Source organism: Agrobacterium sp. SOY23 (assembly GCF_027212525.1).
GTDB classification, from domain to species: Bacteria; Pseudomonadota; Alphaproteobacteria; order Rhizobiales; family Rhizobiaceae; genus Agrobacterium; species Agrobacterium tumefaciens_I.
Genome location: NZ_JAPWDT010000005.1, coordinates 226457 through 249125 on the forward strand (window position 1 = coordinate 226457; position 22669 = coordinate 249125).

General features: G+C 60.8%; 17 protein-coding genes. 12 read left to right on the top strand and 5 right to left on the bottom strand.

All coding sequences use genetic code 11. The annotated features are described in order from the left end of the window. The first annotated feature begins 3 nt into the window (after window positions 1-3). From O3S81_RS16340 to O3S81_RS16360, 5 genes are all read left to right on the top strand, one after another. Window positions 4-1494 carry a mechanosensitive ion channel family protein gene (locus tag O3S81_RS16340; protein WP_269344795.1) on the top strand — a complete coding sequence of 497 codons (1491 nt, stop codon included), beginning with the start codon at window positions 4-6 and terminating at the stop codon, window positions 1492-1494. A 228-nt stretch (window positions 1495-1722) separates the two neighbouring features. Next, entirely contained in the window at window positions 1723-4332 is a 2610-nt protein-coding gene (locus O3S81_RS16345; protein WP_269344796.1) for a PAS domain-containing protein, read from the top strand. A gap of 29 nt (window positions 4333-4361) precedes the next feature. Further along, window positions 4362-4727: a response regulator gene (locus O3S81_RS16350; RefSeq protein WP_269344798.1), complete on the top strand. Its 366-nt coding sequence runs from the start codon at window positions 4362-4364 to the stop codon at window positions 4725-4727. A gap of 349 nt (window positions 4728-5076) precedes the next feature. After that, window positions 5077-6045 carry an MBL fold metallo-hydrolase gene (locus O3S81_RS16355; protein WP_269344799.1) on the top strand — a complete coding sequence of 323 codons (969 nt, stop codon included), beginning with the start codon at window positions 5077-5079 and terminating at the stop codon, window positions 6043-6045. A 351-nt stretch (window positions 6046-6396) separates the two neighbouring features. Continuing rightward, window positions 6397-7728, top strand: coding sequence for an MFS transporter (locus tag O3S81_RS16360; RefSeq protein WP_269344801.1), 1332 nt, complete (start codon window positions 6397-6399; stop codon window positions 7726-7728). Window positions 7729-7746: 18 nt separating this feature from the next. Here O3S81_RS16360 and O3S81_RS16365 read toward each other — a convergent pair whose 3' ends face one another. After that, window positions 7747-10530 carry an ATP-binding protein gene (locus tag O3S81_RS16365; protein ID WP_269344803.1) on the bottom strand — a complete coding sequence of 928 codons (2784 nt, stop codon included), beginning with the start codon at window positions 10528-10530 and terminating at the stop codon, window positions 7747-7749. A gap of 285 nt (window positions 10531-10815) precedes the next feature. Between O3S81_RS16365 and O3S81_RS16370 the strand changes: the two genes are divergently transcribed. From O3S81_RS16370 to O3S81_RS16400, 7 genes are all read left to right on the top strand, one after another. Next, on the top strand, window positions 10816-11673 hold the full coding sequence (locus tag O3S81_RS16370; RefSeq protein WP_269344804.1) for an AraC family transcriptional regulator: 858 nt from the start codon (window positions 10816-10818) through the stop codon (window positions 11671-11673). Window positions 11674-11785: 112 nt separating this feature from the next. Further along, a complete protein-coding gene (locus O3S81_RS16375; RefSeq protein ID WP_269344805.1) occupies window positions 11786-14485 on the top strand; it encodes a 2Fe-2S iron-sulfur cluster-binding protein in 2700 nt (899 codons plus the stop codon). A gap of 55 nt (window positions 14486-14540) precedes the next feature. Then, on the top strand, window positions 14541-14843 hold the full coding sequence (locus O3S81_RS16380) for an esterase/lipase family protein (RefSeq protein WP_269344806.1): 303 nt from the start codon (window positions 14541-14543) through the stop codon (window positions 14841-14843). A 30-nt stretch (window positions 14844-14873) separates the two neighbouring features. Further along, window positions 14874-15530: a type 1 glutamine amidotransferase domain-containing protein gene (locus O3S81_RS16385; RefSeq protein WP_269344808.1), complete on the top strand. Its 657-nt coding sequence runs from the start codon at window positions 14874-14876 to the stop codon at window positions 15528-15530. 245 nt (window positions 15531-15775) lie between these two features. Continuing rightward, complete coding sequence (locus tag O3S81_RS16390) at window positions 15776-16471, top strand: VOC family protein (RefSeq protein WP_269344810.1); 696 nt, start codon at window positions 15776-15778, stop codon at window positions 16469-16471. A gap of 56 nt (window positions 16472-16527) precedes the next feature. Next, window positions 16528-16854 (top strand): putative quinol monooxygenase, encoded by a 327-nt coding sequence (locus O3S81_RS16395; protein ID WP_269344812.1) that lies wholly within the window; start codon window positions 16528-16530, stop codon window positions 16852-16854. A gap of 12 nt (window positions 16855-16866) precedes the next feature. Then, complete coding sequence (locus O3S81_RS16400) at window positions 16867-18111, top strand: MFS transporter (protein ID WP_269344814.1); 1245 nt, start codon at window positions 16867-16869, stop codon at window positions 18109-18111. Window positions 18112-18302: 191 nt separating this feature from the next. On the opposite strand, the gene O3S81_RS16405 is transcribed toward O3S81_RS16400, so the two are convergent. Genes O3S81_RS16405 through urtC form a run of 4 tightly spaced genes read right to left on the bottom strand, consistent with a single transcriptional unit; the run spans window position 18303 to window position 22668 of the window. Further along, window positions 18303-20054, bottom strand: a complete 1752-nt coding sequence (locus tag O3S81_RS16405) for a nitrilase-related carbon-nitrogen hydrolase (protein WP_269344815.1) — start codon at window positions 20052-20054, stop codon at window positions 18303-18305. A gap of 28 nt (window positions 20055-20082) precedes the next feature. Continuing rightward, a complete protein-coding gene (gene urtE, locus O3S81_RS16410; protein ID WP_269344816.1) occupies window positions 20083-20778 on the bottom strand; it encodes an urea ABC transporter ATP-binding subunit UrtE in 696 nt (231 codons plus the stop codon). Next, the gene (gene urtD / locus O3S81_RS16415) at window positions 20778-21527 is read right to left on the bottom strand and encodes an urea ABC transporter ATP-binding protein UrtD (protein ID WP_269344817.1); all 750 of its coding nucleotides are present in this window, start codon (window positions 21525-21527) and stop codon (window positions 20778-20780) included. The genes urtE and urtD overlap by 1 nt, the downstream gene beginning before the upstream one ends. A 1-nt stretch (window position 21528) precedes the next feature. Continuing rightward, the gene (gene urtC, locus O3S81_RS16420; RefSeq protein WP_269344820.1) at window positions 21529-22668 is read right to left on the bottom strand and encodes an urea ABC transporter permease subunit UrtC; all 1140 of its coding nucleotides are present in this window, start codon (window positions 22666-22668) and stop codon (window positions 21529-21531) included. Between the last annotated feature and the right edge of the window lies 1 nt (window position 22669).

Below are 22669 nucleotides of genomic sequence, written 5' to 3' on the forward strand. Positions count from 1 at the left end.
ACGATGCTGCAGGCATATATGGGTGAAATCGCCGCTGCGCCGCTGGCATGGCTGATCATTCTCGGCCTTGCCGGAATGGCAGTGTGGAAGCGCATCGGTCCGCTGCGCTCCAATCTGCGGCTTGTGGTGCAGATCGCCTTTTTCGGGGCGATGACCTCCGTTCTCGTTCTTGGAAAAATTCCGCTCGGCCCACCGAAAGACCTGTGGGCCGGCGATGAGCATGCCGTTTTTATTGTCTTTGCCCAATTGTTGTGGTGGCTCCATCTCTCCTGGGCGGTTATCGGCTTCGTGCGGATCTATCTGGTCCTGGAGGGCAGGCCGCGCGAGGCGCGTCTGTTGCAGGATATCGTCGTCGGCGTCGTTTATGTGTGCGTTACGCTGTCCGCCCTTGCTTTCGTGTTCGGCGTTCCGGTCGGGACGCTGGTCGCAACGTCCGGCGTCATCGCCATTGCCCTCGGCCTTGCCCTGCAGAACACGCTCGGCGATGTCTTTTCCGGCGTCGCTCTCAATCTCGGCCATACCTATGCGCTGGGCGACTGGCTTCTTCTTGAGGACGGCACGGAAGGGCGGGTCATTGCCAGCACATGGCGTTCGACGCAGATCCTGACGGGGGCGAACAATATCGTCGTTCTGCCCAACAGCGTTCTTGCCAAGCTGAAGCTGACCAATGTCAGCCGGCCCGACGAAACGCATCTTCTCAAGATGACGGTGCGGCTGGTGCCGACACATGCCCCATCCATCATCGAGGAGGCCATGACGACGGTTCTGGCCGGTTGCAACTCGATCATGAGGGAGCCACCGCCGCTGGTTTCCCTGAGCGGTCTGGATGCCACCGCTCTGGAAATCCATCTGTTTTTCCGGGTGAGCAATCCGATGCTGCGAATAAAGGCCCAGAATGAGGTGATCGACCGGTTCTATCGCCATTGCCGATCCATCGGATTGCAGCTCGCAATGCCGCCTTCGGCGATCGCCATCCTGAACGGCGTTGCGTCGGCGGAAATCTCCCGGGGGGCTGAAGCCACCTTGCAGGAGGTCATAGACGAAAATCCGTTCTTCTCAAGGCTGACCGGCGCCGAAAGGGAAAAACTGGCGCAGTCGGGCAGCGAACGCGAATATCGCCAGGGTGACATCATCGTTGCGCAGGGGCAGGCCTTGCCGTCGATGATGATCATCCGCACCGGCGTCGTCTCGATGCAGCACGGCGAACAGGAAAAAAGACGCCTTTCGCCGGGGGATTTCTTTGGCGAAACCGGGTTGCTTGCGGGAATGGACGAAGCCTACACCTTGCGGGCGCTGACGCGGGTCACCGTTTACGAAATCGATCAGAAAAGTTTTGCGGGCCTTCTCGCCGACCGTCCGGCAATAGCCGAGGAGGTTGCGGCAATGCTGTCGGCAAGCTCCGGTGACAGCGGCCAGCTGCCGCTTACGGAGGCGAAACACCAACGCAACGCCTCCGCCTTCCTGAAATCGATCCGGACCATTTTCAGCACCTGAATGCAGGAATGATTGCTACGGGAAATGCGCCGGCGACCCGCGCCTGCGCGCGGCAGTTGCCCGCCAAATCCTTGCCCTATCCTTCGGAACAGGTGTTCTTGTGGCAAGCTCCGGTATACCGTTCTCACCAGATAGCTGTGCTGCCATCTCGGTTCAATGCGCATCACGGCGATCTCAAACAGAATGGGATCGGGTTGAGGCATGTCGAGGTCTGCGGGAAGGTCGGGGATGGATAATGCGGGATCGGCAAGGCCACCCGATATCGATGCCGTTGAGGCGGCGAAGGTCGTCGAGCGCATTATCGGCAACGCCTGGGCAACCGATACCGACGGCAATTTCATTTACGTAACGCCGGCCGCACTCGCCTTTTTCGGCATAAGCCTTGAAAGTCTCAATTCGCAATCGGGTGACAGCGCGTTCGGCTGGAAGGGTGTCATCCACCCGGAAGATTACGAGTCGGCTGCCGCCGCCTGGCGGCGATGCCTGCGGACGGGCGATCATTACAATGTCGAGCACCGGATGTTGCGTGCCACGGGTGTCTATGGCTGGGCGCGTAGCACCGGTCAGCCGCTACGCGACGGCAACGGCGTAATCCTCGGATGGTACGGCACGGTGATCGACATGGCCATGCCGTCCGGGGAGGAAAATCGCGACGATACCTCCGCCGGTCTGTCTCCGCAGGATGTTCTCCGGTCGATGGACACGGTCCATCCTCATGACCGCGCGGCTGTCGAACAGGCGGCGGCACGCGCCTTCTTTCACGGCATCCCGCAGGTCGGAAGTTACCGCCAGCTTCAGGCGGATGGCAGCTATCGCCGGGTCGAATTCCGGCTTGAGCCGGAAAACGGCGTCGGCGTCGATGTCGATCCGGCAGTGACGCGGCAGGGCGAGCCATGGATGAGGGCCAGTTCCCTCGGTGAGACGCGCAATGCGGTTCAGGCCGCTCTTGCCATCGAGAAACTCTATGGCGACGCCTGGGCGATCGACGCGATCGGGCAATTTACCTATGCAACGCCCACCTTGCAGACCTCGATCGCCATGGGGCTCGACGACCTTAATGCTCTCCTGGACGGCAAGCCGTTTCTCGACGGCGGCAGGCAGGGCTGGCAGGGCGGCATCCACCCCGACGACAGCGACAGGGCGGCGGAAACATTGCGCCGTTGCCTCAGGTCGGGGGAGCACTGGAACTGCGAATACAGGGCCCTGCGTGCCGGTGGCAGCTATGTCTGGCATCGGGCCGCGGCGCGCCCGACGCGTGACGAGCAGGGCCGGATCACGGGATGGTATGGAACCGCGCTGGATATCGATGTCTATAAGCGGACCGAAGCGGCACTTCGCGAACGCGAACGGCAGCTGCAATTGCTGATCGACACCGTGCCGGCGCTGATCTGGAGCACGATGGCCGACGGAACGCCGGCCTATGTCAACAGGCAGTTCACGGAAGTAACCGGCGCCACGCTTGAGGATATCACGGCGCCAAACGGGTCGCCATCGCTTGGCGTCGTTCATCCGGAGGACAGGGCGGCGGCGCGGGAGGCCTTCCTGCGTTGCGTAGAGGCCGGCGTTCCCTATCTTCAGCGATATCGCCAGCTTCGGGCCGGCGGCGGCTATCGCTGGACCGAAACGCGCGCGGAACCGTTGCGGGATGAGATGGGCACGATCATCCACTGGTATGGCGTGAGCTCCGACATTCATGACCTCATTACCACGCAGGAAGCGCTGCGCAAAAGCGAGCAGCACCTTCAGCAGCTTGTCGAAACGCTGCCGGCGCTGATCTATTGCGCCCTGCCGAACGGTAAGCCCATCTATCGCAGCCAGCGTCTGCGCCAGTATCTCGGCTTCAACCTTGAAGATACTGACGGTTTCGGAAAATCCCGGCTGGATGGCACACTTGACGCGGTCATCCATCCCGATGATCTCGCTGTCGTGAAAGAACGGTATGGCCATTCGCTGGCGACCGGTGAACCCTATCTGCTGCGACACCGGCTGCGGCGTTTCGATGGCGTCTACCGCTGGGTGGAGACCCGCGCCTCAGCCATGCGCAATAGCGAAGGCGAAATTGCGCAGTGGAACGGCATCTGCCTTGATATCGAGGATCAGGTGCGGGCGCAGGAGGAGCTGAGCCGAGCCCAGGAAAACCTCACGCGTTCCAGTCAGGCGGCGAGCCTTGCAGAATTGTCGGCTTCCATCGCGCATGAGGTGAACCAGCCGCTCTCGGCGGTGATGAACTATTCCAGCGCCTGCCAGCGCTGGCTCACTGCCGAACCGCCAAATATCGAACGCGCGCAGAAAACGCTGCAACGTATCGTCCAGAGCGCCAATTCCGCGGCCGATGTGGTGGGCCGCATTCGCGCGCTCTTCAGGCAATCGACGGATAAGCGGGACAGCACCGAGCTTGGCGCCGTCGTCAGGCAGGCACGCGACCTGCTTGCGGAGGAAGCGGGCCGGCGGCGCATCAGGGTGGATATCGAAGGGGAGAGCGGTCTTCTGGTCGTCCCGTTCGACCGGGTCCAGATCCAGCAGGTGCTGGTCAATCTCATGCGCAACGGCATGGATGCCATGGCTTCCGTTTCGAGCGACCGTGTGCTCCAGGTCCGCGCTTTCCGGGCGGGCGACATGGTGCGGATAGAGGTCCGGGACCGGGGGAGGGGCGTTCAGTTCCCCGACCGGATTTTCGAGCCCTTTTTCACCACCAAGGATCAAGGCATGGGCATGGGCCTTGCAATCTGCCGGTCGATCGTCGAAGCGCATGATGGTCAATTATGGGCGGAAAAGAACGAACCGCGCGGCGCCAAATTCGTTTTCACCCTGCCGCTCGACATAGCAAAGATGCCGTGATCCGGTAGCCGGTCCGGAGGGAGGACGGTATGAACAGGCCTGTGGTAGCGATCGTTGACGACGACGCAAGGGTGCTTGCTTCTTTGGTGGAACTCCTGGAATCGGCGGGATATGCAACTTGCAGCTTTCTCTCGGGCGAGGCGTTGCTGGCCTTCGGGCTTCAGGGCGTGGATGTGTTGATCACCGATATCGGCATGCCCGGCGCCGACGGTTTCGAACTCCGCGATCTCGCAAGACAGGCAAACCCGGAATTACCCGTCTTCCTGATTACCGGGCGGCACGAAATCGCCGACCGGCCCCGGCCCCGGGGCCTCGGCGGTTTTCTTCGCAAACCTTTCGACGGAGATGCCCTGCTTGCGGCCGTTCGCGACGTCCTGGATGCCGGGCGGAGCTGAGCCCAATCCGTATTTGCCAAAACTTGCCGCGGCCCACGACATCATAGCTGTTGCAGCGGTTTTGGTGGCGCGGAAAGCCTGTCGCCTTCCCCTGGGAGACCAAGAGTACGAACGAGGCCGCCCGTCTTGATGGCAAGCGATCACGACCTGTTTCATGGCCCATCGCCGAAAGGTCAGGGTGGCCATGGCGCAATGCTCGGTCTCGTAAACGAACGGGACAGTCAATCCTGTTCCTGGGGTTAGTCCGCCCCCTCCATTAGCGCAATCGACCGTCAAAACCCATCTCCATACACTGCGCCGCATGGTCCGTGCCCCCCACGTTCCACTCCCCGCAGAACAGGAGCGCATCATGACGCAGATAGAAGCAAATTCCCGCAGGACGGGTCAGCAGGAGACAAATATGAGCTTGGACACCACCTCACATACCGGCAGGCTGGCGCCTGAAGAACTGGTTCCTTCGCGTTATGCGGTGAAGATCGGCGAGATCGAAGTGCTGGTGATCAGCGACGGCGTGCTGCCGCTTCCGACCAAGATGCTGGGACACAATGTCGACGCGGCGGAACGCGCCGTCTGGCTGGACAATATGTTCCTGCCGCAGGAAGCCTTCGACTGGGCGCTGAACGCGGTCGTGGTGCGCAGTGGCACACAGGTTATCCTCATCGATGCCGGTCTCGGGCTGGATCCGGAATTGAACCTGCCGCGGGCCGGGCAACTGGTCAAGCGACTGGAGAGCGCCGGCATCGATCTCGGGTCGGTAACCGACGTCGTGCTGACCCATATGCATATGGACCACGTTGGCGGGCTGCTCGTGGACGGCGTTAAGGAACGGCTGCGGCCGGATCTGCGCATCCACGTGGCCGCCGCGGAAGTCAAATTCTGGGAAGCACCCGATTTCACCCATGTAAACATGCCTCCCGGCTTCCCGGATGCACTTCGCGCAACCGCCAAGCGCTTCGCCAAGGAATATCAGGACCAGCTGCGGCTGTTCGACGATGAATACGAGGTGGCTCCGGGTGTCGTCGTCTCGCGCACGGGCGGCCATACGCCCGGGCACAGCGTGGTGCGCGTTGCCTCCGGCAAGGACCGGCTGATGTTTGCCGGTGATGCCGTCTTCGCGGTCGGTTTTGAGCATCCCGACTGGTTCAATGGTTTCGAGCACGACCCGGAAGAGGCTGCCCGCGTCCGCGTTCGGCTTCTGCGCGAGCTCGCAGCGACAGGTGAACTGCTGGTCGCCACCCATATGCCGTTCCCATCGGTCGGCCACGTCGCGGTCGATGGCGATGCCTTCCGCTGGGTGCCGGTCTTCTGGGACTACTGATCGCCTATTAGCCCAGGGATCAACCAAGCGACCGCATGCGATCGGGCCGTCCGCCCATCGCATGCGGTTTTCCGCCGTCACCACCGTCTATCTCAAGTAGAGCCACGGCCACCTGTGCCAACAGGGCCGGACCGATCCGGTGCGTCAAGGAAACAGACGACCTACTCAAGATATTCGACTTATTCGCTCCTTTCTTCGCGCAGCTTGTTCTTTTCTTGTCTTAAATTGCTTTTCCTCGCCGACGGGCATGTCGGAGGAGTAGCGCTGCTTGTCGTCCGTGCATGTCCATGCCACTTTTGAGCGAGGACAGGATGATCGCGGCCGTTTGTTCCGCTGACACGAGAGACGTCAATGCCCGATACTCGCACGGATCATGACAGCGTTTCCGCGGGTCAGCATCATTCCACGATGAGGGGCTGGTACGCGGTGAGCATATTGCTGGTCGCCCTGCTGATCTCCTTTACCGATCGGTTGATCATCAATCTGGTTGTCGATCCGATCAGATCGGAGCTCACGCTCTCCGATTTCCAGATCAGCCTGCTGCAAGGCGCCGGCTTTGCCATCGTCTTCGCTCTCGCCGGATTGCCGAGCGGGCGATTGGCCGATTCGACAAACCGGCGCAACCTGATCATCGCCGGCATAACCCTCTGGTCGTCCGCCACGATCGCCTGCGGGCTGGCCGTCGACTTCCGCTTTTTTCTCGCCGCCCGCGTCGCCGTGGGCCTTGGTGAAGCAGCGCTGATACCCGCGGCGTCATCGTTGATCATCGATCTCTTCGCGGCTCGCCAACGCGGCACGGCGCTTGGCATCTTCGCCCTGGGTGCAACCTTCGGCACGGGCGCGGCGCTCTTCTTCGGAGGCCTGATGCTGGCCTGGATTACGGCGGGTCTGTTCGAGACGATACCGCTGGTGGGGACGCTGTCACCCTGGCGGCAGCTTTTCCTGCTGGCGGGCCTTCCCGGCATTCTTCTGGTGCCGTTCCTCTTGCTCATCAAAGAGCCCCTGCGTCGCCGCAGCTCGGGTTTGCTTCCACTGTCGGGCGTCGCGGCGCGCCTCATCGCCGATAACGGCACGGTGTTGCGTGTGTGCATGGTAAAGGGAGCGCTGGGCATGGGAGACTATGCCCTGATTGCCTGGTTACCCACCCTCCTGCAGCGCGCATACGGCATGTCGCCGCTCGAGGCAGGAAGCCTGCTCGCGCTTTCGATCACCACCAGCGGCGTGATTGCATCACTGGCAGGAGGCACACTGTCGGACTCGTTCGTACGACGCTGGGGTGTGCAGACGCGGGTGGTGCTGCTGCTGGGTTGCTATACGCTGACCACCATCGGAGCCTGCGTGATATTCTTTGTCGAGACCGGCGAGCACGCCGCAATCGCATTCGCCATTTGGGCATTGGGCTCGATCGGCGGCTATGTGATCGGGCATGTCGTGATGCAGGAAAGCGTGCCGAATGAGATGCGCGCAACCACGATCGCGCTATCGCTGGCGGTCACCGCGCTGATCGGCATCGGCCTGGGCCCGACCCTTGTGCCATTGGTGGCCGAACACATCTACGGCGGCGAGGGCGCCCTTCAGTCCGCGATGGCAACCGTCAGCCTTGTTGCAGCGCTCGTCGCATTTGCCATCGTCTGGCCGCCGGTGCGCAAGGGCATCGTGGCGCTCAGGGCACAATTCCCGTGAGGCTAGCCGAAATGACAATCATACCGACGGCCCCGCGTCGAGCAGAGCACGAGCGCGGCGCAGATCACCGGTTAAGAATCCCTCGGTGAACTTCTCGTGTACCGATCGCAGCATCTCCTCGGCAGCGCCATTGCCGCCGCGTGTTCGCCACAGCTTGACCAGACTCATCGAAGACCGCAATTCCCATGACAGCGCACGATCATCCCGCGCCAGTTCGATCGACTGAAGATAGCAGTCCACCGCCCTCTCCCATGCGGTCGGGTCACCGAACCGGATCACGTTCCCCTTGATCCGGAGGATCTCCGGGATGCCGACGACCTGTCCAGTACTCCGACATAGTGCGATTGCCTCATCGATGGCGGCGAGCCCACCCTCAAGATCGCCGTTGCGCGCGAGAGCCTCGCCGTAGTTGGTCAGGTAATTCGGATATCGCATGCGGAAGCCGCCGTCCCGCACCTCGGCAAGGGTCTCGCGGAAGGCGGGCAGGTCTATGGGCCGGCCGACGTAGAGGTTCAGCCGGTTACGCGGGCCGATCGCCATGGCCCGCCAGATCGTCAGCCCGTGCCTCGTCGCATGCTGGACGCCGAGCTCGAGGTAGCGATATGCCTCTTCGTAGTCGCGGATATACATCGCTATGATGGCCGAACCGTGCAGCAAGGCATAACAGAGCGAGACGGCATAGTTGGAAGCTTCAGCCTCCTTCAATTGCCGCCTTGCGATTTCCACGGCCTGATCCGGAAAACCTTGCAACCACAGCACTGTCGCCAGCGCACCCTGCGCCGTCAGCCGCTGATCGAACTCGAACCGCACGACGTCAGGGCGCAAATGGCGGCCGACCGGACGCTGGACGATACGCTCAAGCCTTTGCCGCGCGGCTGCGAGGACGCCGAGCCATGATAGCGCCGACCCGGCCTGTGCATCGGCATCACCGGCGGCGGCGGCCTGCCCCTTCAATGTCAGCGCGCGCATTTTCTCGGCGACGGCAATGGCCGAATGCGAATCCCCCGTCCACAGTTCGAATTCTGACAGGCCACGCAGGCACTCAAGTTGCAGGTCGACATCACCGAGCTCTTCGGCGATGCCCAGCGCCTTCGTGAGGGAAGCTTTCACCCGGACGAGCGGTCCGCGGGTGTGCAGCAGTGTTGCGCCGAGCGTCAGGTTGAGGAGCAGATCGTCGCGGGTATTCCGATGCGGGCGAAAACGTTCTTCTAGCGCAAGCTCGACTGCCTCTCGGCATTCCTCGACCAGAGACACCTGCTTACCGAAAGGGATCGACGCGACGGTTAGCTTCACCGCCAGCGAACCCTCAGTCGAGCCGGCATAAGCCCAGCGCAACGCACTGCGGATATCGTCGACCTTGCCGCCATGGCGCGACAGCCAATCCGCGTTCGGAAGCTTTTCGGCATCGTTGTTTGCCTGCCCCAGGAGCTCGAGACAGTGAACAGCGTGACGCTGTCTGGCTTGCTCAAGCTCGCCTTCTTCCGCCAGCTTCTGAAGCGCATAGGCGCGCGTTGAGTCGAGTTGACGGTATTCCACCTCGGAACCGCGGACTTCGGCCGAGATGAGCGATTTCGATACCAGATTCGCCAGGCACTGAGCGACCTCGACCCTGTCGATGTGTTCGTCAGTGGCGACGGCGATCGCCGAACCCAGACCGAATGCGCCCGCAAAGACCGCTAGCCTGCGCATCACCACGCGTTCCGAAAGCGGAAGAACCCCGTAGCTCCAGTCGATGGTAGCACTAAGGGTACGGTGCCGTTCGATATTACCCCTGTGCCCTTCGAGCAACCGCAGGCGATCATCGAGCCTCGCGAGCAAACCGGCGACGCCGAAGGCATCGATCCTCGTTGCGGCAAGCTCGATCGCCAGCGCCACACCATCCAGCTTGCGGCAGATTTCAGCGACGAGCGGAGCCTCGGCGTCGCTAAGAGTGAAGGTTTCAAGCCGATCAACGGCACGCTCGACGAAGAGTTCCACGGCCGGAAAGTCCATGGCTTTTGCTGCCGTCAGGGCCATCGTTTCGCTTGGCGCTCCAAGCCCAGGCAACCTGCGCACGCGCTCGCCCCTCACGCGAAGTGGTTCGCGGCTGGTCGCCAGGATACGCACCCCGACTGCTTCCGCCAGGATGCGATCGACGATTGCAGCGGCAGGCTCGATAACATGCTCACAACTATCGAGCAGCAGGAGCATCTGACGATCACGCAGGAACTCAATCACGGCAGTCTGAATGTTCGCCGAATGGGCCGCAAGACCCGAGGTCGTTGCTATGGCGCTCGCAATCAGCGAAGGGTCGGTGAGCGCGGCGAGATCGATAAACCACACTCCGTCCCGCATTTGCCCGATTGCCTGCTCCGCTACCGCGAGAGCCACTGTGGTCTTGCCAACGCCGCCCGCACCAACGATCGATACAAGCCGGGTGTTTTCCAGTTCGTGGCGAAGCGATTTGATGGCGTCATCGCGGCCGACGATGCGCACCGTTGCGGTCGGAAGGTTGTGAGTGCGTTCCAGAGCAGGCACGCTTTCGGTAATCGATTCTGCCAAATCGGAAACTTCGACGGGTGCGACAAATCGATAGCCGCGACCAATCACGGTTGAAATGTAGCGGGGCTTGGCTGGCTGGTCGCCGAGGGCGCGTCGCAGTCCCGCCATGTTGACCTTAAGGTTGCCATCCTCGACGAAGGTATTTGGCCAGACCCGTGAACGCAGCTCGTCTTGGCTAACGATCTCGCCCGCATGCTCCACCAGCACGGTGAGAATATCCAGCGCGCGACCGCCAATGCGCACGGGCTGCTCGCCGTGCATCAGAAACTGGCGCCTCGGGATTAGCCGAAAGGGACCAAAAACATAGGCTCGGTCCGACGGTCGTGGTGGATCGGTCTTCATGTGGCTTCGACTACGTTGTTCCCAGGTTCGCCAGCATAGCACGCGAATTCCGTGGCCGTGTATTCCAGGAGAGCCGGCAAAAATTTAACCTCGATTAACTCGCCAGCCGACGTTGCCGCGGTGATACTTCCCGCATCGAAACCAACACGCCTGACCTTGCACCAGGGCGACCTGATCGAGGCGCCACCGTGACGGAGGGGCTCAATGTTGCAAACCCATGATGACAGGAAACAACGGTCCCCGACGTCAATGGACGTTCCCGCAAGGTGGCGTAGGCTCACGATCGAACGTCGACAAATCGACGCCGGCGTTCAGACCTGCGTTCGTCCGCAAAACATGGAGATGGTCTATCTCGCCGCGGACCGGTTACATGCCCATCAAATCGCTGATGCCCGATTGCTGGCAGGCATGGTGCGAGCGGGAACCGGCTGGCTGGTCCCCTCGGATACGAACGAAACTCTGCTCGACCTCGACGGCACCAGCCGATGCCTGATCATCTTTCTCCCAAATGCGTCGCGAGACGAGGGTCCTTGCGATGAGCATGGCGTCGAGCCGGCAATGATCTGGATCGACAGCGCTCTGTATGACCTCACCGGGCAACCGGCCGAACGCTCCGGCCACCGGTTCGCCTGCCAGCCCGAGGCGCCGCCGGTGGCCCACTTGATCAACCGGGCCAACGCCGACCGCGGGTTGCACCGCAGACCTGCTCCGACCCTCGATCCAAGACGGCTTTACCGAGTGCTCGACTATCTGGAAGCGAACTTCGCACATGATATACGCCTTGAGGATCTCGCCCGCGAAGCCTGCCTCAGCCCGTTCCATTTCTCACGGCTGTTTCGCGAGGCGACCGGTTTTTCCCCTCACCGGTATGTCGTCGAACGGCGCGTGCGCGCGGCATGCTCCCTGCTCGAAGCGGGCGAGCATCCACTTGCGGAGATAGCCTTCGACTGTGGCTTCGGATCGCAGGCGAATTTTTGCCGGGCCTTTCTGAAAGTTACGGGATTGACGCCGCGCCGCTACCGCGAGAGGCACAGGGTCAACCGATCGTCGATTCAGGCATGAATTCAGCAATATCTGCGTGAGACGTCGCAAATTCTCGAAATATTCCGCCCAACCTGGCCTCTACTCTCAAGTCGTTCGCAACCACTGGCCCGACTGGCTAGAGGAGATGGGAATGTACAACGATACCAATTCGAAGACAGTAAGCGAAGCTGCACCCGTCACGAGCGACGAACGGTTCGACGCTGTGGTAATCGGTTCGGGTATGGGTGGCCTGTCTGCCGCCCGCATGCTCGCCGAGTTCGGAGAGAAGCGCGTTCTGTTGCTAGAGCAGCACTATACGCTTGGCGGTCTCACGCACGAGTTCACACGTGAGGGGCGCTATCATTTCGGTACCGGTGTCCACTACCTCACCGCCGGTCCGAGCATGGCGCTGAATTTCCTGGCTGACGGGCGCGCTCAGTTCCAGCGATTGCCGTACGACTACGATGTGTTGCATTTTCCAGGTTTCGATTTTGCCGTTCCTGCATCGGAGGCCGAATTCAAATCACGGCTCAAGTCGCGTTTTCCGGAAGAAGCAGAAGCGATCGACCGCTTCTTTGCCAAGGTTCGATGGGCGTCGTTGGGTCTGCTTGCGCGCAATGTCGCCGTGTCGCTGGCGCCCATTATTCGAGCCGTGACCCTGCCGATTATCGAATTCCTGTTTCGGGATACGTTTCAACCGATCAGGGACGTTGTCTCGCGCCATTTTCGTGATCCGGAGCTCAAGGCAGTCGTCTCGGCACGCTGGGGTCTCTTCGGTCCGCCGCCGGCACAAAGTGCATTTGGCACACATGCGGTAATTGCGATCCGCGCCTTCATGGACGGCGCAGCCCACCCAGTCGGCGGCCCCAGGGCACTGGGCCGCGCCATCATAGACGGGCTCGAACGGCGCGGCGTTGAGTTGCGCCCGCGTCAGCGCGTGGTCGCAATCGCCGTCAACAACCGCTGTGTGACGGGTGTCGAGGTCGAGGACATGTCGAGCGGCGGGCGGTATTGTGTGGCTGCACCGTGTATCGTCTCGGCGGTCGGCGTGCGCAACACGGCAGCGCTGCTCGATGCGGAATCCGCGGCTCCTTGGCATCGCGAACTCAACAAGCTGCCGCAGGGCATAGCCACGCTCCTGTTGTTCATCGGGCTTGCGCGATCACCACGCGAACTCGGTGTCGCCGGCGAAAATCATTGGTTTATGCCTGATCACGACGACGACCTCGGTGCGGCCCTTCCTATCGGTGACGGCGTGCTTTTCGTTTCGTTCTCGTCACTCAACAATCCGGCGGCACGCGCACATACGATGGAGGTGATGCACTTCGTCGACCCCGAAGTGTTTCGAAAGTGGTCGGGCACGACTGAGAATGATCGACCGGAAGACTACCAGGAGTTCAAGGCGACGGTCACCGAACGGTTGCTTGACCGCCTCGATGCGGCATGGCCAGGGTTTCGTGCATTGGTTGCTTTTGCAGAGTTGGCGACGCCTCTGACCTTTAAGACCTACCAGAACAGCTTCGACGGCGGTTTCTATGGCCTCCCAAACGTCCCTGAGCGGCTGCGCTCGCGTCTCGCCCGATGCCGAACCGACATCACAGGCCTCTATCTGTCGGGACAGGACGCATGGAACGCCGGTATCGAAGCGGCATTGTGGGGCGGCATACAGGCGGCGAATGCCATACTCGCCCCCCGCCAGATACGACGGATGTGGAGTGCACTCCGGTCGCCCATCGTCCCGCTGAAGCTTCCATGGCAAGGCTATATGCGGGTCACGCTGATCCAGCGTCTGACACCGACGGTAAAGAAGATCCGCATGGAGCCTCTCGGCGGCGGCAAGATTCCCTTCACCTTTCGTGCCGGCCAGTACCTCACCCTGGAACTGCCGGTCGAGAACGGCACGATCGAAAGATCCTACTCTATTGTGAGCGCACCGACAGAGCTTGAGTTTGTCGACATCGCAGTGCGGCACTTCTCCGGCGGACTGGGTTCGACATTCCTTCACCGGGAGCTTTTGCCGGGTGAGGCGTTGCGCTTGTCCGGGCCGGCCGGTGATTTCACGATTGATCCAGACCGGGACCTCGGCGACGGCCATCTCCTGCTCATTGCCGGCGGTATCGGTATCACGCCGATGATTTCCGTTCTCGGGGCGGCGGCCTCCACTGGTTATCGCAGGCGCGTAACGCTGCTCGCATCGTTCCGCTCCGACGTGGAAAACCTCTTCCGCGAAGAGATTGAAGCATTCCAGGCGATGCTACCGGGCTTGGTCGTAAGGACGATCATCACCCGGACCGGCCCTGCGTCAAGCACGTCGTCCGGACGGCTGGATCGGGAAGCACTTTGGCCACATGTTCCGGGTGTCGGACGGGTTCACCTATGCGGTCCGGATGCCTTCATGAGCGCAATGATTGCAATACTGTCCGAGTTGCAGGTTCGGCGCGACATCATCCATACCGAGGCGTTTGTTTCCAGCCGCCTCTCGCAGTCTCTCGCCGAGCAGGCCCAGACGATCAGGCTCGAGGCGGTTGAGGCTGCAGTGGCCGGTTTCGCGATTGAAGTGCGCAATGGTCGTGCTTTCCCCTGCGTGCCGGGGCAGACCTTGCTCGCTGCTGCCAACGGCGCGGGCATCCCGTTCGCGCAATCCTGCCATGAGGGCGTCTGCGGAAAATGCCGCACGAGCATTTTGTCCGGCCCGTTCGCTTTCGCCGGAAGTGGAACATTCTCGGATGCCGAGATCGCTGCCGGGTGGGTGTTGGCCTGCCAGACGCTGCCGCGGGGGGATCTCGAAATCAACTTGGTGCCGTCAGCAACGAGCAGCACGGCTGACGCTGCGTCGGCCACCCATACCTGACTCCCAAATGCCGCTGCCGCGTGGGCAGCCGGCACAGTCCGAGAAGGAGATTTCCATGTCCGCCAAGAAAGCGATCGCTGTTGCCGCCATCAGCATGGTCGGAATGGTCGTATCGGCGTTCGCGCAAGACACGCCAACTATAGTGTTGGTGCACGGAGCTTGGGCGAACGGGTCGAGTTGGGCGAAGGTCGTACCGCTGCTCGAGGCGCGTGGCTTCGATGTCGTCGCCGTTCACAATCCGCTGCCCTCCTTCAAGGCTGATTTAGAGGCCACGCGCCGTGTCATCAACGACCAGCCCGGACACGTCATCCTCGTCGGCCACTTTTCATCATGGCCTCGGGCAAAACCTCTTGTTTGACGAAGAGCCGAACTTTGCAGGAGTGAGACAATGGCGAAAATCCTTTTCGTGACAACGAGCCACGACCGTATGCTCGACGGCGAACGCACCGGCCTCTGGCTGGACGAGTTCACGATCCCCTATCTCGCCTTCACCAGCGCGGGCCACGCGGTGACGGTCTCGTCTGTTGCCGGTGGCCTGGTACCGATCGATCCGCGGAGTGAGCCAACGGCGTCGCAGGTCGCGACCTGGGCTCTCGCCATCGAAGGATTGGATGCGACCCCGGCGTTCCATGTTCTGTATGCCGACAAATTCGATGCGGTATTTATACCGGGCGGTCACGGCACAATGTTCGACATGCCGTACAATCGCGCGCTCCACGCGCTGCTCTTCAGCTTTGAGGCAAGCGGCCGTGTCATCGCCGCGATCTGCCACGCGCCCGCGGCCTTCACCGGCATGCGTCGTCCCGACGGCACCCCCTTCGTGAAGGATCGTACCCTGGCCGCCTACACCGACAGTGAGGAGCGCGCCGGCCAACATGCTGCCAACGTGCCTTTTCTCTTGGAGGAGCGCCTCAGGGGCCTGGGCGCTCGACAGGTGATCGGGAACGATTTCGAGCCGAACGCGGTCACCGACGGTCGCCTTGTTACCGGACAGAACCCGCAATCCTCCGCAGCCGTGGCGACGCATGTGATGAAGTTGCTGTAAATCGCGGAGACATGGTTATCGCTCGCATCCCCATCCTATCAGCCTCCGAGCACTGGCCGGGAACAAGGAGTGCCTAATGTTCAATGCATGGGGCACCCCAGTCCGTTGGGAGAGCCGGATCGCTAATATAGCAAAATCGGTCAATCGATCCGCATGATCCGCAAATACATCAAGTCTGGGCCGGACATAAGCTCCAGGTAATAGTTGCCCGCAGCAATAACTGATCTGAATTGGAGGAAAACAAGATGAGTGTTCGCAATTCGCTTGGTGATCGATTGCAAGGTGTTCAACACTTCGGACTGACAGTTCAGGACATGGAGCGAGCTTACGCGTTCTATACGGAAGTCCTCGGCGGGACCGAGATCATGCGCGACGGAGATTTTCAGGGAGAGAGAATCCACAACACGCTGCTTACCGATCAGGAAATCGAGGCGCGAGCACGACAGGTGAACCCGCGCACGATGGGCATTCCAGACCTTCGGAGCGGCGCCCAACGCCTGGATGTGCGCTTTATTCAGTTCGACAATGTGGTGATCGAACTGCTGAAGTACCGCGACGCGGATCAACCTGCCAACGGAAACTCAGCTTTTGCCGAGCCACTTGACCATATGAGTCCCGCCTTTCCTCGCATGATGCATATTTGTTTCCATCTCGGCGACGATGTGGACTTCGATCTGTTCATCGCCGACCTCGAGGCGGAGTGCGCGCGGCGTGGAATGGTGCAGGTGAGGGCGAACCGCACTGTGACGGTCATCACCGAGGAGGAGCGTCGCAACGCTCCGAGGGACAGCAATTCCAACCCGATCACGGAAGGCCAGTCGGAAGGCTGGCGGCTGATCTACTGCAAGGGTCCCGAAGGCGAGCAGCTCGAATTTGTGCAGGCTCTGGGGCCTGTGAAGGCAAAATTCACTTCTGCCCGGGAAGCCCGCCAGCGCGGTTGAGGCTCATCGTATCCCGATCCACACACATCACGGCACTTCACACGGGGAATTCATCAATGTTTGATATCCGATACGAGACAATACCCTCCGGTGCCATCGCAGTGGTGGCCCAGGTGAGCGCCAAGGCCGGAAAGGAGCAGGAACTCCGATTGGCAACGCTCCCTTTAGTGTCCCAAGTGCGCAACGAGCACGATAACATCCTCTATTTTCTGCATGAGGATCACGAACAGCCGGGCCATTTCGTCTTCTACGAAATATTCGCCAGTCGCGAAGCTTTTGAAGCCCACAATCGGACCGAGCACGTGCAGAGTTGGTTCAAGCTGTTGCCCGACCTTGCTGAAGGTGGAGTGGAGGTCATGCAGCTCACGATCCTTGGCCAGTGACGGGCATACGAAATGATTGCTCCAGCCCCCACGAACTCGCCCGAACCAGCGCCTCCGGCGCTGGCTGGAAGTCGTTCTCTGAACGACAGGCCGGACAGGGCGTGGGATAAAGGGCTGACGCTGTTCGCGCTCGCTCTCGGCAGTTTTGCCATCGGCACGTCCGCCTTCGCGAGCATGGGCATCATCCAGCTATTCTCGCAAAGTTTGAATATTTCTTTGCCCGAGGCGACCTGGGCGATCAGTGCCTATGCCGCGGGAGTGGTAATCGGGGCGCCGCTCCTCACTATCGGCGCCGCGCCTATGAATCGTCGCACGCTTTTAATGCTGCTCATGGCCATATTCCTTGCGGGAAGCGTGCTTTCCGCCCTGGCGCAGGATTTGACCACACTCCTGATTGCCCGATTTATTTCAGGTGTCCCGCATGGAGTGTATTTCGGTGCCAGCGCGGTTGTTGCAACCCACATCATAGGGCTTGGTCATGGTGGCAAGGCCTTTGCTATCATCATGGCCGGGCTGACCGTCGCTACCGTTATAGGCGCCCCGGCCGTGACCTATATCGGGCAGGTTTGGGGATGGCGGGAGGCTTATGCAGTCGTCGCCACGATGGCGGCGATTACTACGGTTACGCTCTACCTCCGGGTTCCGCGCACCGCAGCGCTGAATGGACAACCAGTCAGTATCAAAATTGCCGCTCTGCGAAGCGGTGCGGCATGGGGATTAATGGCGGTGGCCGCGACAGGAGTGTCGAGCATTTTTGCGGTTTATACAGTCATCGCACCGGTGGTCACCGAGGTTGCCCGATTGCCGCAAGGAACAATCCCGGTCGCGCTTGCGGTGTTCGGCACGGGGATGACTATCGGAAATGCAGTGGGCGGTGTTCTCGCAGATCGTTTCGCCACGCGTGGCATCACCTTGGGCTATGGCTGCGCCCTGGGTTTCCTGGTGATGCTCGCGTTGGGAGGCGCCCAACCCGCGGTGCTACTTGTGAGCCTGTTTGGGGTGGGTGCGTCGATCATGACCGTCATCCCCACGGTTCAGGTGCGCCTGGTCCGCTTCGCGCCGGAGGCTCCATCCCTGATGGGTGCATTAAACGTGGCCTCCCTCAACGTGGCCAATGGACTGGGCGCCTGGGTTGCCGGCACTACGGTCGGAGCCGGTGGGAGTTATCTTTCGGCAGCGTGGTCCGGCTTCGTTCTCACGGCGTTGGGATTATTCATCTTTGTTCTGACGTTGCAGCGTCGTTGCAAAGGGGGATAGTGCTGCCGCCGATCCCCGGTAGACTGGTTGCACCAAACTCGATCGCCTGTGCTACAGCGTCGTGAATGGCCGCTTCCGGCGAAGATCGATGTTTCCGCGCCAGCTTCCATAAGGCCGGGAGGGTCGGCTGAACGGTCCCGCAATGATCTGCGGGACGGTCGTGAATATGAATGTGGACATGCCGCCGTCTTTTACTGATGCCATTTGACGAGAGGCTGATAGTGATGCGGCTGACGCATAACGACAAGGTCCTTTCGTCGGACGATGTTTGTTGGATAAGGTGTGTCGAGATTGGTGGTATCGACGGCTGCAGCGGCAATCCCGTCCTCATCCAGGATTGCTGATTCCTGGCGCGGAAAAGCAAAGGAATCCGGCCCGAACACCGCACTCTTGCCCAGGTATCCGCGCGCTGCATCGAGCACGTTGGCGAAGGCGAAATAGACGTTGTTCTCGCCGCCGCGCACGCGCAACGCATGCCAGTGAAAGGGGTCGGCACCTTTGGGAATCGGGTAGTTATGCGGGATCTTCGTGCCGGCGTGGCTGCCGGTGAACGTGCCGGCGATCGCGGAGGGGCAGGCGACCAAATCGCATCCCATGAGCGAGAGTGAACGGATGGCTTCCGGATAGAGCGCGTCGTGGCCCACCGCCAGGCCGACGCGGCCGATGGCGAGATCGTAGACTTTCCATTCGTCCCCAGCCGTCGCCCAGCTGTCGGCAATGCCAAGATGTGTCTTGCGGTAGCTGCCCACAAGTCCCTCGGGTCCTGCAAGGATCGCGCTGTTGTAGATCTTGTCTCCATCCGCTTCGGCAAATCCGGCGACGAGATAAAAGCCGAGCTTCATTGCCAGGCGAACGAAGGCGGATACGGTTGGGCCAGAGAGCGGCTCTGCCCGGGTTTGGGGAGCCTCAAGTCCGGTCAGCGACAATTCCGGGAAAACCAGAATATCCGGCGCTGTCGTTACCTTCGCCTCGGCTGCGAGCGTGGTGATGCGGGCAATATTGTCTGCGACGACGGAAGACGGGGCGAACTGGGCGACGGCTGCACGCGATGTTCGTCCGCGCGGGATGGGCTGATAGCCATAGAGACGGAAATAATCGCCTGGATTCCAGGTGAAACTGTTGGTCATCATGTTCATGTAAAGCTCGGGCCGGCGGGACTTGAAGACCGGTTCGCTCAAGACCTCACGGTGGCGGGCACGGGCAAGATCGACCGTGCCATAGGCAATCCCGTCGCCTGTATCAATCGATGCGGCAACCGTTCCGTCAGGCTCGATCAGGCAGCTGCCGCCGGAAAACTGCACGGTTCTTTCCAGTCCCCACCGGTTGCTTTCGATGACATAGCAGGCGTTTTCAAAGGCGCGGTTGATCCAGTAGGGCGCCGGCGTGCGCTCCTGCAGCCAGTTGGAGATGTGGCAGATGATGTCGGCACCGGCCAGAGCCTCCAGCCGCGCCGTCTCGAAGAAGTGCAGATCCATGCAGACCAGCATCGAGATCCGGCCGATCTCCGTTTCGAAGACCTCGTGGACGATATCGCCATTGGCGGCCCATTTCGGCTCGGCGATATAGGGATGCGACTTGCGGTGCCGGCCAACGACGCCCTCGGGCCCGATCAGAACGGCGGTATTGTAATAAAGGTCGCTCGCCGGATCGACTTCCGGCATGCCGACGACGATGTAGCACCGGTGTTTGCTGGCAATGGCCTGGAAAACACCGGTGGTCGGTCCGGGAATAGCCTCGACGAAAGGTTTCACTTCAGCCCTGTCGAACCAGCAATAGCCGGTTGTTCCCATTTCGGGGGTGACGATCAGGCGCGCACCCGCCTCTGCCGCTTCCTCGCAAAGGGCCGTCAGCCGGCTAATATTGCGTGCCTTTTCGAACATGGTCGGTTCGAACTGGATGGCGGCGGCGGTGTAGCTCTGTGTCGATGTCATGGTTGTCCCCATTGTCTCTACGAAAGGATATTCGGCTGTTTCAGACAGCCATATGCCGATGAACAAGCGCGTCGGAGAGCGTGTCGATGGCGCCGGCCGCGACCACACCTCCTTTCTCCAGCATTGCGAAATGGTGAGACGCGTGCCGCGCAAATGCGACGTTTTGCTCGACGAGAACGATCGTCATGCCGATCTCGCGATTGAGCCGGATGATGATCTTTTCAATCTCCTCGACGATAGAGGGCTGGATGCCTTCGTTGGGTTCATCGAGAAGCAGCACTTTCGGATCCGCGGCCAGCGCGCGGGCGATGGCAAGTTGCTGTTGCTGACCGCCGGAAAGCACGCCGCCCCGGCGATCGAGATTGGCCATCAGATACGGAAAAAGTTCCGGCACCAGCGCTGGAATTTCGCGTTTGCGATCGGTACGCGCAAAGGCGCCCATCAGGATGTTCTCGCGGATGGTGAAATCGGGAATGATCTCCCTGCCCTGGGGGACGTAGGCGATACCGGCCCTTGCCCTGATATGCGTTGGGGAAGAGGCGATGTCTTTTCCTTCCAGATGCATCTCGCCCGTCATCCGGTCGGTCAGCGCCATCAGGGTTTTCAACAGCGTCGTCTTGCCGGTGCCGTTGCGGCCAAGGATGGTCGTGATCTTGCCGGCCGGAATATCGAGTGTGACCCCGTGCAGGATATGGCTGCGGCCGTAGTAGCTGTGCACGCCTTTTAATGACAGCATCAGGATATTCCTTTCGAACCGAGATAGGCTTCACGGACTTTCGGATTGCGCTCGATATCTTCGACGCTTCCTTCCGCCAGAACCTCTCCGAGATGGAGAACGGTGATGTACTCGGCGATCTCACGGACGAACCCCATGTCGTGTTCGACGACGAGGATCGTATGGCGACCTTTGAGATTGTTGATGATTTCTGCGGTCTTGTGGGTTTCCGCCTGGGTCATGCCGGCTGTCGGCTCGTCGAGCAGAACCACCTTGGGATCCTGCACGACGAGCATCCCAAGCTCCAGCCACTGTGTCTGACCATGGCTGAGATAGGCGGCTATCGTATCCTGTTCAGCCTCAAGGCTCGTGAGTGCCAGAACGTCGTCCACACGGCTTGCCTCGGAACGCGAAAAGCCTAACCGGAGATTTGCAAAGACCGAAGGGTTTCTACAATTGGCGACCTCCAGGTTCTGACGCACCGTCAATTCACGAAAGACGCTGGGGATCTGGAATTTCCGCCCAATTCCAGCGCGTGCAATTCTGTGCTCTGGCCAGTTGGTGATGTCGGTGTCGTAGACGAAGACCTTGCCCTGCGTGCTGTGGGTCTTGCCGCTGACCAGATCCATCAAGGTCGTCTTGCCGGCGCCGTTTGCGCCGAGCAGTACACGCAACTCACCATCGCGGACCGTGATGCTGACATTGTTGACGGCTCTGAAGCCGCCGAAATCGACGCTGAGACCGTCGATGGTCAATGCGATTGCACTCATATCACAATGCCTCGCTTTGTTGCTGCAACGATGAAGACGCCGCGCCTGGTTTGAACCGGCGGACAAACTGGCGCAGCACATCATGTGCAAGGCCGCCAAGGCCGCGTGGCAGGAACAGAACGACAAGCACGAAGATGAGGCCGATGATCGCTTTCCATGCCTCGACCAGCGCTTCGGTCTCGCTGACCTCCGCCTCGATCATGTTGATCAGGATCGCGCCGATACAGGCGCCGAGCAGGGACGAGCGACCGCCAACGGCTGCCCAGACGACCATCGTCACCGAGAAGGACAGATCCATGAACGTCGGGGAGGCGAATTCCGCGACGACCACGTAGAGCATACCGGCAACACCGGCGATGCCCGCCGAGATGACAAAGAAGAACACCTGATAGAGTGAGACGTCGAAGCCGAGATAGCGGGCGCGCACCTGGTCATCGCGGATCGCCTGCAGGATCATGCCCGCGCGGGTTTCGACGACAAGGCGGGCGCCGATGAGCGTCAAGGACAGGCATACGGCACACAGATAATAGGTCGCCCGGCTGTAGGGATCGAATTCGATGCCGCCGATCGTCAGCCAGCCGAGATCGGTCAGGCCGTTGAAACCATTTGTAATCGGTTGCGCGTCGACCATGACGAGGCGGACGAGAAGGACAAGCGCCAGTGTGATGATCGAGACGAAAACGCCGGAAATGCGCTTGCGGAACACCAGCATGCCAAGCGCGCCGGCAATCACCACAGGAAGCACGATACCGAGCACGAGACCCACCGACTGGCTTTGAAACGGAAGCCAGAGGAAGGAGCCCTTGTTGATGCAGCAAAGTTCCGTTGGGGCGCCGGGCTCGGCATTCCACAGCATGAAATCCGGAACCGGCTTATCTGAGCCCTGTTGCAGACTGGTCGGGCTGGACAGCTTCAGTGACATGGCGAGCATGTAGGCGCCCAGGCCGAAAAACAGCCCCTGGCCGAGATTGAGAATACCGGCATAACCCCATGTGAGAGCGATGGCGACGCCGAGCATGCCGTAGACAAGATATTTCGAAATGCGGTTCAGCCAGAATTCGTCGCCGAAAACGGGTGCTGCGAAAATTACCGCGATGAAAAGCACATAGGTGGCGATCTGGAATTTCCGTTCGTTGCTCATG

Excerpts from the sequence above, each read along its gene's own strand:
- O3S81_RS16340 (WP_269344795.1), top strand. The coding sequence starts at position 4 with ATGCTGCAGGCATATATGGGTGAAATCGCCGCTGCGCCGCTGGCATGG.
- O3S81_RS16345 (WP_269344796.1), top strand. The coding sequence starts at position 1,723 with ATGGATAATGCGGGATCGGCAAGGCCACCCGATATCGATGCCGTTGAG.
- O3S81_RS16350 (WP_269344798.1), top strand. The coding sequence starts at position 4,362 with ATGAACAGGCCTGTGGTAGCGATCGTTGACGACGACGCAAGGGTGCTT.
- O3S81_RS16355 (WP_269344799.1), top strand. The coding sequence starts at position 5,077 with ATGACGCAGATAGAAGCAAATTCCCGCAGGACGGGTCAGCAGGAGACA.
- O3S81_RS16360 (WP_269344801.1), top strand. The coding sequence starts at position 6,397 with ATGCCCGATACTCGCACGGATCATGACAGCGTTTCCGCGGGTCAGCAT.
- O3S81_RS16365 (WP_269344803.1), bottom strand. The coding sequence starts at position 10,530 with ATGCACGGCGAGCAGCCCGTGCGCATTGGCGGTCGCGCGCTGGATATT.
- O3S81_RS16370 (WP_269344804.1), top strand. The coding sequence starts at position 10,816 with ATGTTGCAAACCCATGATGACAGGAAACAACGGTCCCCGACGTCAATG.
- O3S81_RS16375 (WP_269344805.1), top strand. The coding sequence starts at position 11,786 with ATGTACAACGATACCAATTCGAAGACAGTAAGCGAAGCTGCACCCGTC.
- O3S81_RS16380 (WP_269344806.1), top strand. The coding sequence starts at position 14,541 with ATGTCCGCCAAGAAAGCGATCGCTGTTGCCGCCATCAGCATGGTCGGA.
- O3S81_RS16385 (WP_269344808.1), top strand. The coding sequence starts at position 14,874 with ATGGCGAAAATCCTTTTCGTGACAACGAGCCACGACCGTATGCTCGAC.
- O3S81_RS16390 (WP_269344810.1), top strand. The coding sequence starts at position 15,776 with ATGAGTGTTCGCAATTCGCTTGGTGATCGATTGCAAGGTGTTCAACAC.
- O3S81_RS16395 (WP_269344812.1), top strand. The coding sequence starts at position 16,528 with ATGTTTGATATCCGATACGAGACAATACCCTCCGGTGCCATCGCAGTG.
- O3S81_RS16400 (WP_269344814.1), top strand. The coding sequence starts at position 16,867 with ATGATTGCTCCAGCCCCCACGAACTCGCCCGAACCAGCGCCTCCGGCG.
- O3S81_RS16405 (WP_269344815.1), bottom strand. The coding sequence starts at position 20,054 with ATGGGGACAACCATGACATCGACACAGAGCTACACCGCCGCCGCCATC.
- urtE (WP_269344816.1), bottom strand. The coding sequence starts at position 20,778 with ATGCTGTCATTAAAAGGCGTGCACAGCTACTACGGCCGCAGCCATATC.
- urtD (WP_269344817.1), bottom strand. The coding sequence starts at position 21,527 with ATGAGTGCAATCGCATTGACCATCGACGGTCTCAGCGTCGATTTCGGC.
- urtC (WP_269344820.1), bottom strand. The coding sequence starts at position 22,668 with ATGAGCAACGAACGGAAATTCCAGATCGCCACCTATGTGCTTTTCATC.